The 12,642-nt window shown below is 28.3% G+C and carries 12 protein-coding genes; 9 read left to right on the top strand and 3 right to left on the bottom strand.

What is annotated here, in order from left to right; translation table 11 throughout:
* Window positions 1-14 precede the first annotated feature (14 nt).
* On the top strand, window positions 15-800 hold the full coding sequence (locus tag MC378_RS02665) for a hypothetical protein (protein WP_242177169.1): 786 nt from the start codon (window positions 15-17) through the stop codon (window positions 798-800).
* A gap of 47 nt (window positions 801-847) precedes the next feature.
* Here MC378_RS02665 and MC378_RS02660 read toward each other — a convergent pair whose 3' ends face one another.
* The 3 genes from MC378_RS02660 to MC378_RS02650 all read right to left on the bottom strand — a co-directional run bounded on the left by MC378_RS02660 (window position 848) and on the right by MC378_RS02650 (window position 3,747).
* Window positions 848-2,035: a hypothetical protein gene (locus tag MC378_RS02660; RefSeq protein ID WP_242177168.1), complete on the bottom strand. Its 1,188-nt coding sequence runs from the start codon at window positions 2,033-2,035 to the stop codon at window positions 848-850.
* A 57-nt stretch (window positions 2,036-2,092) separates the two neighbouring features.
* Window positions 2,093-3,184 carry a redox-regulated ATPase YchF gene (gene ychF / locus MC378_RS02655; RefSeq protein ID WP_242177167.1) on the bottom strand — a complete coding sequence of 364 codons (1,092 nt, stop codon included), beginning with the start codon at window positions 3,182-3,184 and terminating at the stop codon, window positions 2,093-2,095.
* Window positions 3,185-3,396: 212 nt separating this feature from the next.
* A complete protein-coding gene (locus MC378_RS02650) occupies window positions 3,397-3,747 on the bottom strand; it encodes a 4Fe-4S binding protein (protein ID WP_242177166.1) in 351 nt (116 codons plus the stop codon).
* A 70-nt stretch (window positions 3,748-3,817) separates the two neighbouring features.
* Here MC378_RS02650 and MC378_RS02645 point away from each other — a divergent pair, with 70 nt between their 5' ends.
* The 8 genes from MC378_RS02645 to MC378_RS02610 all read left to right on the top strand — a co-directional run bounded on the left by MC378_RS02645 (window position 3,818) and on the right by MC378_RS02610 (window position 12,638).
* Window positions 3,818-4,879 carry an acyl-CoA reductase gene (locus MC378_RS02645; protein ID WP_242177165.1) on the top strand — a complete coding sequence of 354 codons (1,062 nt, stop codon included), beginning with the start codon at window positions 3,818-3,820 and terminating at the stop codon, window positions 4,877-4,879.
* Between the two features lie 23 nt (window positions 4,880-4,902).
* The gene (serC, locus tag MC378_RS02640) at window positions 4,903-5,967 is read left to right on the top strand and encodes a 3-phosphoserine/phosphohydroxythreonine transaminase (RefSeq protein WP_242177164.1); all 1,065 of its coding nucleotides are present in this window, start codon (window positions 4,903-4,905) and stop codon (window positions 5,965-5,967) included.
* A 1-nt stretch (window position 5,968) separates the two neighbouring features.
* Window positions 5,969-6,919 carry a D-2-hydroxyacid dehydrogenase gene (locus tag MC378_RS02635; protein ID WP_242177163.1) on the top strand — a complete coding sequence of 317 codons (951 nt, stop codon included), beginning with the start codon at window positions 5,969-5,971 and terminating at the stop codon, window positions 6,917-6,919.
* 3 nt (window positions 6,920-6,922) lie between these two features.
* Window positions 6,923-8,161, top strand: a complete 1,239-nt coding sequence (locus MC378_RS02630) for a DUF1015 domain-containing protein (protein WP_242177162.1) — start codon at window positions 6,923-6,925, stop codon at window positions 8,159-8,161.
* The gene (locus MC378_RS02625) at window positions 8,151-8,822 is read left to right on the top strand and encodes a YggS family pyridoxal phosphate-dependent enzyme (protein WP_242177161.1); all 672 of its coding nucleotides are present in this window, start codon (window positions 8,151-8,153) and stop codon (window positions 8,820-8,822) included. Before MC378_RS02630 ends, MC378_RS02625 begins: the two co-directional genes overlap by 11 nt.
* A gap of 23 nt (window positions 8,823-8,845) precedes the next feature.
* Window positions 8,846-9,925, top strand: a complete 1,080-nt coding sequence (locus MC378_RS02620; protein WP_242177160.1) for an exonuclease domain-containing protein — start codon at window positions 8,846-8,848, stop codon at window positions 9,923-9,925.
* 607 nt (window positions 9,926-10,532) lie between these two features.
* Window positions 10,533-11,048: a DUF3858 domain-containing protein gene (locus tag MC378_RS02615; RefSeq protein ID WP_242177159.1), complete on the top strand. Its 516-nt coding sequence runs from the start codon at window positions 10,533-10,535 to the stop codon at window positions 11,046-11,048.
* A 96-nt stretch (window positions 11,049-11,144) separates the two neighbouring features.
* Window positions 11,145-12,638: a C1 family peptidase gene (locus MC378_RS02610; protein ID WP_242177158.1), complete on the top strand. Its 1,494-nt coding sequence runs from the start codon at window positions 11,145-11,147 to the stop codon at window positions 12,636-12,638.
* The last annotated feature ends 4 nt before the right edge of the window (window positions 12,639-12,642 follow it).

Here is a 12,642-nt window from a genome sequence, read left to right as displayed (position 1 = left end):
ATATAAAACCTTAGATGAAAAAATCAATTACTACCCTGTTTATAAGTTTAATGCTTATAATAAGTTGTCAGAATAAACCTGCAGCAGAAAAGCAAATTAAAGAAGTAAAAAAAGAAAAAACATTTTCAAATAAAATTGAAATAGCTCATAAAAAAGCAAGTTTTTTAAAACACCAAGCTATACAATTTGAGGCTAATATTGAATTTGGAGGAAATGAAGTTTTCAATGCAAAAGTGAGCATTTCTACCACATCAGATATAGCAAAAATAACTTATAAAAATGGTGATGAAATTTTTGTAAACAAAGAAACTATTTTTGTTTCTCCAAGTTTAAAAGACAACGCTGGAGTTCGTTTTCATGCCTATACGTGGAATTATTTTTTCCTTTTTCCTTATAAATTAAGTGATAATGGTACAAAGTGGAATGATAATTTTAAAACAAAAGAAACAAATAACCCTTTTGATACTGCAAAATTAAGCTTTGGAGAGAATATCGGTGACGCACCAGATGATTGGTATATTGTGTATGCTAACAAAGAAAATAACCTTTTAGACCATGCTGCTTATATTGTTACTGTTAATAAAAGTACAGAAGCCGCTGAAGCAGATCCTCACGCAATTAAATATTTAAATTATAAAGAAGTTAGTGGTGTTCCTTTTGCTAGCAATTGGGAATTTTATGAATGGAACATAGAGCAAGGAATGTCTAATAAAATTGGAAGTGCAAAAATTACCAATATACAATTTATTGAAAATTTTAGAGAACACTTTTCGGTTCCAAAAAACTATATACAGAAATAAAATCTACAAAAAAATTCCCAATGAATATTCATTGGGATTTTTTTGTTTTAATTTCTAAATTTATTTCGAGTAATAATATTTTTTAATCGTTGTTTTAGATCTTCTCCTGTATCATAAATCATTTGTTCATTACTTGGAAAAGAAACAACACGTTGTGTTGTTAAATCTAAAAAAGATTTTTCTAAAGCTCTTTTATCGCCTTTATAATTTGCGTAAACATGCTGAAAAGAAAATTCAGTTTCTATAGGATATGTTTGTATTAGCTGATTTGTATTGAAATCTATGTACATTACTTGTCCAACAACTTTTGCCGTTTTGTATTGTGTAAATTGATATAATTGACAACGTGCATTTACAAACTTATCTACTTTAATTTTTTTTCCATTTTTATCAAGAACTTGATTTCCATTATCATCTAAAAGATATTTATAACCATCTTTTACCTGTTTTTCCTTTATAATTTCCTTCTCTCTTACTTGTTCAGGAGAAACTTGAATATTTCTAAGGTTTAATTCTAACCCAAAATCATAATTTATATTAGGATCTTTTCTTCCATGATATACGGTCCATAAATCATTTAAACCGTAAGTATCAAAATTTAATAAATCTTCTTCTAATCTTTTTGGAACCACTTTATCTGTTTCATTTTTCATAGAAACAAACACAAAATCCAATCCTCTTTCATGTGCAACATCCATTAAACTACGAGTGTCTTTAAAATTAGGATTTATTCTTTCTAAATATTCTAAATCTTCATAAGCATTTCTATAATCAAGCTTATTATCAGCATTAAATAACTTTTTTGCTTTTGCATATAAATAATCTGACAATTGATTTTTTGTTGCTATGATTTCATCATCATAATTATTAAATTGAAACTTAGCATCTCTACCTTCTTTAAGAATTGATAGAGGGAGTAGTGGTTTTATAACTTCTTGTCTATTTTTTAAATTTTCATACAAGACAAAAATAGTTTCTATATTTTCTGGGTTGCTCTCTTTTTTTAAAAAATTAATTCTGTCTAAATCTTTAGAAGTTGCTTTTGCATAAGCTTCTTCTAACATAAGTACGTATGGTTGATTTCCTTTCTTTACTTTGTTGCTTTTTAAATTATCAACAGCTAAATTAATAGCTTTATCATAATTTCCATTACTGATAGCTTCTTGTGTAGTTTTAACGCTACTACAAGAAATCATAAAAAAAATGGAGATGATTAAGAATAAAAAATTTTTCATAGTTATTTTTTTTATATAAAATACACTAGCTGTGTACCAAAGATTGATTACAAGCTATTAAACATTAAACCTAAAATGCATAATATCTCCATCTTTTACAATGTACTCCTTACCTTCTACTCTCATTTTACCAGCTTCTTTTACTTTCGCTTCAGAACCATAAGCTACAAAATCTTCGTAAGCAATAGTTTCTGCTCTAATAAAACCTTTTTCAAAATCTGTATGAATTACACCTGCAGCTTGTGGTGCAGTAGAACCAATAGGAATTGTCCAAGCTCTTACTTCTTTTACACCCGCTGTAAAATAGGTCTGTAAATTTAACAATTTATAAGCTGAACGAACTAATCTAGCAACACCAGCTTCTTCTAAACCGATATCTGCCAAAAACATTTGTCTTTCTTCGTAATCGTCTAATTCTGTAATATCTGCTTCTGTACCCACAGCTAAAACAATTACTTCAGCATTTTCATCTTTTACAGCTTCTTTAATTTTATCTACATAAGCATTTCCAGAAACAGCAGAGCCTTCATCAACATTACAAACATACAGTACTGGTTTTGCTGTAATAAATTGCAAAGGTTGTACAAACTCCATTTCTTTCTCAGAAAAATCTAAAGTTCTTACAGAAATCCCTTTTAATAAAGTTTCTTCAATTTTTAATAAAACAACCAGTTCTGCTTGTGCTTCTTTATTCCCCGTTTTAGCGGTTCTTTTTACACGCTCTAAACGTTTTTGAACAGTTTCTAAGTCTTTCAATTGCAATTCAAAATCGATCGTTTCTTTATCTCTAACTGGGTCTATAGAATTATCTACATGAATAATATTATCATTATCAAAACAACGTACTACATGTAAAATGGCATCTGTTTCTCTAATATTTGCTAAAAACTGATTTCCTAATCCTTCACCTTTACTAGCTCCTTTGACTAAGCCAGCAATATCTACAATTTCTACAGTTGCAGTTTGAACTCTTTCTGGGACAACTAATTCTTCTAACTTTTTTAAACGTGAATCGGGCACATTTACAACTCCTAAATTCGGTTCAATAGTACAAAAAGGAAAGTTGGCACTTTGCGCTTTTGCATTAGATAAACAGTTAAATAAAGTTGATTTCCCTACGTTTGGTAATCCTACAATTCCGGCTTTCATGTAAATATATTTTGCGTAAAAAAGAAAGTCTTTAACTTTAATTAATATACTTTCTTAAGTTTTAAGAATGCAAATATACTGTATCGTTTTATAAAAAAACATACATTTCTTAATGAAGTTAATTTAATAAAAATAATGTATAAAGTCTATAATTCATAAAAACCTCGAATTTCTTCGAGGTTTTTATGAATATCAAAATTTAAGACACATAACTAATCATTATGCATAAAACGTTGTTTCTCTAGTAACTCTTCTTCTGTTTCAACATGCTCATCATCTGGAACACAACAATCTACAGGACAAACTGCGGCACATTGTGGTTCATCATGAAAACCTTTACATTCTGTACATTTATCTGCTACAATAAAATAAACTTCATCCGAAACAGGTTCTTGATCTTCATCTGCATTTGCCGATTTACCATTTGGTAATACAATATTTCCTGTTAAATCTGTTCCATCAGAATATTTCCAATCATCTGCTCCTTCGTAAATTGCTGTATTTGGACATTCTGGTTCGCAAGCCCCACAATTTATACATTCATCTGTTATTATAATTGCCATAATTTTCTTTTCTGTTTTTGTACCTTTGCAATTGCAAAAATAAAGCCAAAATTATAGACAACCAAAATAAATGGATAGTATTCAAAATAGAATTAACGCTTTTGTAAAATTAGGTGATTTTTTAAGTCAATTTTCAAACGATAAACTAGAAAAAAAAGACAACATAGATCATAATGAGTTATTTTTTGATGGATTTAAGCATCAACTAAAAATTGCTCAAGAAAATAATTCTTGGTTTACCAGAGATAACCTTTTATTTGCCTTAGAGAGTTGGTCTAAAACATTAACAAAAAACAACTTAAACACTTGGATTACCAAAGAAAACATCTCTATAACCAAACCTAAAAAAGTTGCTATTATTATGGCTGGCAATATTCCTTTAGTGGGTTTTCATGACTTTATATCTGTCTTAATTACAGGACATTCTGTGTTGGTAAAACAATCATCTAACGATAAAAGTTTATTACCCTTTTTAGCCAAATATTTAGAATATGCTGAAGAAAGTTTTAAAGGAAACATCACATTTACAGAAGAAAAACTTACTAATTTTGATGCTGTTATAGCAACCGGAAGTAATAATACTGCACGTTATTTTGAATATTACTTTAAAAACAAACCCAATATTATTAGAAAAAGCAGAAATTCTGTTGCTGTTATTACAGGGAATGAAACAGAAGAAGACTTGCAAAAATTATCTGATGATGTTTTTCAATATTTTGGATTAGGATGTAGGTCTGTTTCAAAATTATACGTTCCGAAAGGATATGATTTTAATAACTTCTTTAACGGAATGTATGTTAAAAAAGATCTTATTAACAATGCAAAATATGCCAATAATTACGATTATAATAAAGCGGTATATTTGATGAGTGAATTTGATTTATTAGAAAATGGATTTTTAATGATTAAAGAAGATGAAAGTTATGCATCACCTATTGCAACTATTTTTTATGAATATTACGACAACTTAGATGATTTAAAAATTAAGTTATATGAAGACAGAGATAAAATTCAATGTGTCGTTTCTAAAGGTTTTATAGAAAATGAAATTGCTTTTGGTGAAACTCAAAATCCACAACTTTGGGATTATGCAGATGGAGTAAATACACTCGAATTTTTATCTTCAATTTAACTAATAATACAACAAAATAAAAAATGAAAAAACATAACTTTAGTGCTGGTCCTTGTATTTTACCCGAATCTGTACTACAAAAAGCCTCTGAAGCTATTGTTAATTTTAATAATGATAATTTATCTTTAATTGAAATTTCTCACAGAAGTAAACCTTTTGTTGATGTTATGGAAAATGCAAGAAGTTTAGCTTTAGAATTATTAGGGTTAGAAAACAAAGGCTATAAAGCCCTTTTTTTACATGGTGGAGCAAGTACTCAATTTTTAATGACTGCTTATAATTTATTAAACAAAAAAGCAGCATATTTAAATACCGGAACTTGGTCTGATAAAGCTATAAAAGAAGCAAAATTATTTGGAGAAATTGTAGAAGTGGCATCTTCTAAAGATAAAAACTTCAATTACATTCCTAAGGGATATAAAATCCCTACGGATGTAGATTATTTTCATTGCACAAGTAATAACACTATTTTTGGTACACAAATAAAAAACTTTCCTGAATTTAATGGAGTAAACGTTTGCGACATGAGTTCTGATATTTTTTCTCGTCAGTTAGATTTTTCTAAATTCGATTTAATTTATGCAGGTGCACAGAAAAATATGGGACCCGCAGGAACAACTTTAGTAATTATTAAAGAGGAAATTTTAGGAAAAGTAAACCGAGCAATACCGTCAATGTTAGACTATAAAGTACATATAGATAAAGACAGTATGTTTAATACGCCTGCTGTTTTTCCGATATATGTTTCTATGTTAACATTAGAGTGGTTAAAAGAACTAGGAGGAATTCCTTTTATTGAAAAAGTAAATAATCAAAAAGCAACTTTACTATACAATGAAATTGATAGAAATCCTCTATTTAAAGGATATGCTGCAAAAGAAGACAGAAGTCATATGAACGCAACTTTTAATTTAGTTGACCATTCTTTAACAGAAACTTTTGATACTATGTGGAAAGAAGCACAAATTAACGGTTTAAATGGTCACAGAAGTGTTGGCGGTTATAGAGCAAGTATGTATAACGCATTGCCCCTATTTAGTGTACAAGCTTTAGTGGATGTAATGCAAGAATTAGAAAGAAAAGCATAAAATGAAAATATTAGCAAACGATGGAATTTCACAAAGCGGAATTGACGCTTTAGAAAAAAAAGGTTTTGAAGTAATTAACACAAAGGTTGCACAAAATCAACTAGAAAATTATATCAACGAAAATAATATTGATGTAATTTTGGTTAGAAGTGCAACACAAGTAAGACAAGAGCTTATAGATGCTTGTCCGAGTATAAAATTAATAGGGCGAGGAGGAGTTGGCATGGACAATATTGATGTAGAATATGCTAAAGACAACGGTTTACATGTAATCAATACTCCAGAAGCGTCTTCTACTTCTGTAGCAGAATTAGTTTTTTCACATTTATTTGGAATGGTACGTTTCTTACATTCTTCTAATAGAGAAATGCCTTTAGAAGGAGACTCACGTTTTAAAGAATTAAAAAAAGCCTACGGTACAGGAATTGAATTAAGAGGAAAAACTCTTGGTATTATTGGTTTTGGAAAAATAGGTCAAGAAGTTGCAAAAATTGGTTTAGGCTTAGGAATGAATGTTATTGCTACCGATATTATGATTGAAAGCGCTCCTATATCTATTGATTTTTTTAACGGTCAAAAAATCACATTTAATATTAATACAATTCCCCAAGATGAATTATTAAAAGAAGCTGATTTTATTACACTCCATATTCCTGCACAAGAAGATTACATCATCACCAAAGATGAAATTGAAAAAATGAAAGATGGTGTTGGGATTGTAAATACTGCCCGTGGCGGAATTTTAAATGAAGTAGATTTAGTAAAAGCTATAGAAAGTGGTAAAGTACAATTTGCTGGTTTAGATGTTTTTGAAACAGAACCAACTCCAGCAGTACAATTGTTAATGAATCCAGAAATTTCTTTAACACCACACATTGGTGGCGCAACAAAAGAAGCACAAGATAGAATTGGTGTAGAATTAGCCAAACAAATTATAGAATTATTAAGCTAATTAATGGCAATTGTAAAACCTTTTAAAGCTGTTAGAGCTACAAGAGATAAGGTCGCAATGGTTTCCTCTAAATCATACGAAATTTATACTCCAGAAATGCTAAACTCAAAATTAGCTTTTAATCCGTATACATTCTTACATGTTATAAATCCTGGGTATAAATATCATAAACAAGATCTTAGTGGGGAACTGCGTTTTAAATTGGTACACAACCGTTATTTAGAATTTAAAGAGAACGAAATCTTTACACAAGATCAATCTCCTGCTTTTTATATTTACCAAAAAATAACACCAACCAATTCTTTTTGCGGTATAATCTCTGCCACTTCTGTTGAAGATTATAATAATAACGTAATCAAAAAGCACGAAGGAACTTTAAAAGAAAGAGAATTGTTATTTGAAAATTATTTAAAAAATACAGGTTTTAATGCTGAACCTGTACTGTTAACCTATCCAGATAATGATGTAATTGCTTCTATTATAAAAAAATACCAGCAACAAAGAGCAGAATACGAGTTTTCTACAACAGACAAAGAGTCTCATTATCTTTGGATTGTTAATGATGAAAATGACATCAAACAAATTATAGATGCTTTTAAAGAAATTGATACATTATATATTGCAGATGGACATCATAGATCTACATCTTCTTGTTTATTAGCTCAGAATTTAGCAAAAGAAAACCCAAATCATACTGGCAAAGAAGATTATAACTTTTTTATGAGTTATTTACTTCCAGAAAGTGAATTAAGTATTTATGAATTTAATCGTTTTATCAAAGATTTAAACGGCTTAACTCCGCATGAATTTTTAATAGAATTAGATACTTTTTTTAGAATTGAAAATCGTGGTCAAGAATTGTATAAACCTAAAGAAAAGCATCATTTTAGTATGTATTTAAATGGTGAGTTTTATGCTTTATACTTACGGAAATCAACCTATAATTTTACAAACGTTTTAAGTAAATTAGATGCACAAATTTTATATACAACAGTTTTAAAACCCATATTAGGTATAGAAGACATTAGAAATGCATCTAAAATTGTTTATTCACAAAATAAAACCGATAGCCTAGAATTGAAAACTAAAGTAGATACAGGAGATTTTAAAGTTTCATTTGGGATGTTAGCTACCACAATTTCTGAATTGAAAGAAATTGTAGATGCAGATTTATTGATGCCCCCTAAAACCACCTATATAGAACCTAAATTAAGAAGTGCTTTAACTATTTATGAATTCTAATATGATTGCCAAAAACTTACAACATATAAAATCTAATTTACCCGAAAATGTAACTTTAGTTGCCGTTTCTAAAACAAAACCTATTTCAGACCTACAAGAAGCTTACGATGAAGGGCAACGTATTTTTGGAGAAAACAAAATCCAAGAAATGGTAGAAAAATACGATGTTTTGCCAAAAGATATTCAATGGCATATGATAGGTCATTTACAAAGAAATAAGGTAAAATATATGGCTCATTTTGTAGATTTAATTCATGGGGTTGATAGTTTTAAAACCTTAAAAGAAATAAACAAGCAAGCCAAGAAACACGATAGGGTTATCCGCTGTTTATTACAAGCAAGAATTGCTGAAGAAGAAACCAAATTTGGACTTACTTTTGATGAAATTTCTTCGATTTTAGCTTCAGAAGAATTATTAGAATTAAAGAACATCAATATTGTTGGTTTTATGGGAATGGCAACATTTACAGATAATCAACAACAATTAAAAGGAGAATTTTTATCACTAAAAAACTTCTTCGACACACTTAAAGTTAATCACCCATCACTCAAAACCTTATCAATGGGAATGAGTGGCGATTATCAACTTGCTATAGAAAATGGTAGTAATATGGTTAGAGTTGGTAGCTCTATATTTGGTAATAGAAATTATAATACTTAAATTTCGCTCTAAAGAAAACGAATTTGTACGCAATTTTAGATATTGAAACTACAGGAGGAAAATTTAACGAAGAAGGAATTACTGAAATTGCTATCTATAAATTTGACGGACATGCTATTGTAGACCAATTTATTAGCCTTGTAAATCCTGAAAAAGAAATACAAGAGTTTGTTGTTAAACTAACCGGAATTAACAACAAAATGTTACGTAATGCCCCTAAATTTTATGAAGTTGCAAAAAGAATTGTAGAAATTACAAAAGATTGCATTCTTGTAGCACATAACACTTCTTTTGACTATAGGATTTTACGAACAGAATATAGGAGACTTGGTTTTGATTTTGATAGAAATACATTATGCACTGTAGAATTAAGTCAACAATTAATTTTAGATCAACCTTCTTACAGCTTAGGTAAACTAACAAAATCTCTTGGAATACCTATCACGGACCGTCACAGAGCTAACGGAGATGCATTGGCAACAGTACAATTATTTAAACTACTTTTAGAAAAAGACACCAATAAATCTATCATAAAAAACTCTATAAAATATTTTGATGGAAGAAAAGAAAAAGAAAAAAGCAAAAAACTAATAGAATCTACCCCTTCTATTTTAGGTGTATTTTATATACATGATAAAAAGGGGAAAATAATTTATATAGGAAAAGGAAAAGACATAAAAAGTGAAGTTACTAAATTACTTTTAAAAACTACAAGTCGCGCTTTAAAAATTCAAGAAAGAGCATTTTCTATAAGTTTTGATAAAACTGGAAATGAATTATTTACAACATTAAAATACTATTTAGAGTTAGAAAAATTATCTCCTAAATATAATATTACAAAAAAGAGAAAAATCACTACTCAAAATTTTAATTCCGATGATTTTATAATCATAGAAAAAGGAAGAGAAATAGAAGAAAATGCTATAATTCTAATTGAAGAAAATAACGTTATCGGTTATGGGTATACCAATTTAGCTTTACAAGAAAACAAATTAGAAATTCTAAAATCTGTTTTAACTCCAATAGAAAATAAAGAAATTGCTAAAACTATTATTAAAAACTATCTAAATAAAAGTAAAGTTCAAAAAATTATTAGATTATAATACCATGAAAAAAATTACGAAGTATTTTTTTTAATAATCAAACCTCTAAAAAGAGTTTCTTTAAAAATAAGCTTCCAGAAAATATTTTACAGATAGAAAATGATTTAGAAAGAGCTAAAAGTATTTATACATTTATTCAAAATCATTATACTTGGAATGGAAACTATTGGACAAATGAAGGCACAAAAGTAAAACAAGCTTTCAATAGTAAAACAGGTACATCTGGAGATATTAACTTATCACTTTACAACAGTTTAAAAGTAGATTTAGTAATATTACCAACAAGAAACCATGGTATTCCAACAAAACTTTTTCCTGTAATTTTTGATTTTAATTATGTCATCATAAAAATATATATTGATGGAAAGACCTATTTTTTAGATGCAACAAATAAATTTTTACCATTTGGTCAAGTTCCTATAAGATGCCTTAATGGTGAAGCTAGAATCATAAATTACAAAGCAGAAAGCAATTGGATTACTTTAAAGCCTATGTACAGAACTAGCAATAGAAGTAACGCAAAACTTATTTTAAATGAAAAAGGAAAATTAACTGGCGATTTAATAATTAAAAGATCTGGATATGCAGGAATTTCGCAAAGAAAAAAATGTATAATAAAAGTGAAGATGAGTATTTAGAAGAATTTGAAACTAATTATTCTGATTTAGAAGTAGAGGATTATAATGTAAAATTTAAAGAAGATTTAGAAAAATCTCTTCAAGAAAATTTTAAAATAAAAATTATAATGAATCAAGATTTAGGAAATAAAGCAAGACTAAATCCAATACTTTTTAATAGAATTACAGAAAATCCATTTAAATTAAAAGAAAGAAACTATCCTGTAGATTTTGCTTATAAAAGAAATAATAGTTTTGCTTTAAACTTGCAAATTCCAGAAACTTATAAAGTAACTAAACTACCAGAAAATATAGCTATTTCCTTACCTAACAAGGGTGGTAGTTTTTCATTAAAATCAACTCAAAAAGGAAATACAATTAATGTATATGTTAGAATGATAATCAATAAAAAGATTTATTCTGCTATAGAATACCACACTCTTAAAGAATTTTATAAAAAAATTATCATTGCAGAAAATTCATATATTATTTTAGAGAAAAAATAAACCTTTGTGTTTCTTAAAAATTAAAATACGTCAAATGACGTATTTTTTTTTTATATATTTATAGTGAATTTTGCTATGTAACCAAAAAAACTAAACATGAAAAAATTATCCTTCCTATTAATTTGCCTATTTAACATAAGCTTATTAAGTGCTCAAGAACAATATGGAACAGGTTTAAAGTTTGATGAAACCCTTTATGAAGAAATACCACAATCTGTTCCCTTAGTTACAAGAAGTTTTGCAGCAATGCCTAGTTCTTTTAGCTTAAAAGGCTACGCTCCTACTCCCGGAAACCAAGGTTCACAAGGTTCTTGCGTTGGATGGGCAAGTGCTTATGGGGCAAGAACAATTGCTAATGCTGTAAAAAACAATTGGAAATACAATACAACAAAAATAAATCAGAATACATTTTCACCATCCTTTGTATACAATCTTATAAAAGTTAATGAAAAATGTCAAGGTGCTTACATAGAAAATGCTATGAAAGTGATGAATAATTATGGCTCTGCTAAACTTACTGATTTTCCTTACGATTATAGAAATTGTGTAAACAATCCAACAAATTATGTGTATTCAAAAGCAAAAAATCATAAAATTCAAACTTTTGAAAGGCTAGCAAAATGGAACAATCCATATAATTTAACCGATAAAGTTAAAAAAGCAATTTCTAATAAAAACCCAGTAGTAATTGGCTTGTTTAGATTTTCTTCATTAAAAACAGATGTTAATAATGTTTGGATTCCTAGCACAGGTACTTATGGACATGCAATGGTTGTTGTTGGATATGATAATAATAAATCCGGTGGTTCTTTTGAAGTAATGAATTCTTGGGGAACAAAATTTGGGAAAAATGGTTTTTTCTGGATAAAATATTCAGATTTTGAAAGACAAGTAAAAACAGCATATGTTTTAGTTGATAAAACAGATGAAATTGAAGATAACAACGATAATAATAATAATAATAATAATAATAATAATAATAATAATAATAATAATAATAATAATAATAACTACACGTACAATAACAAACTTGGCGGTGAGCTAACACTAAAACTAGGAGATGGCAATAATATGCCAATTAAGTTAGCAGACGGAGCAACTAGAAATTTTAATATAGTAAAAGCAACAAAAACAACTTATAAAGTTAATAAAACATATACTTCTGGTACTCAATTTAGAATCTACTTAAACACAAAACAAAGAGGTTATGTCTATTTAATTGGTTATGGTTCTTCAGACAAATCTGTAAACAAATTATACCCTTTTGGAGGATTTAGTGATTTTTTCAATTATACAAATAGTGAAATTGCTTTGCCAAACGAAGATTATTTTATTGAATTTGATAATAACCCAGGACGAGACATTCTTTGTGTTTTATACAGTAAAGAAAAATTAAACATTGATGATATTATAAGTAAAGCCAAATATGGTTCTGGAGATTTTGTCTCAAGAGTAAAAAAAGCACTGTCAACTAAGATGTTTAAAGGTACAGATCTTAAATTTAATAAAGATAAAATAGCATTTAGTGCAACTTCTAAAAGTCCTTCTGCTAAAGTTGTTCCAATTTTTATAGAAATGAATCACCAATAATAAT

This window comes from Polaribacter marinus (assembly GCF_022662535.1).
Classification (GTDB): domain Bacteria; phylum Bacteroidota; class Bacteroidia; order Flavobacteriales; family Flavobacteriaceae; genus Polaribacter; species Polaribacter marinus.
This window is presented reverse-complemented; position numbering and strand designations above follow the sequence as displayed.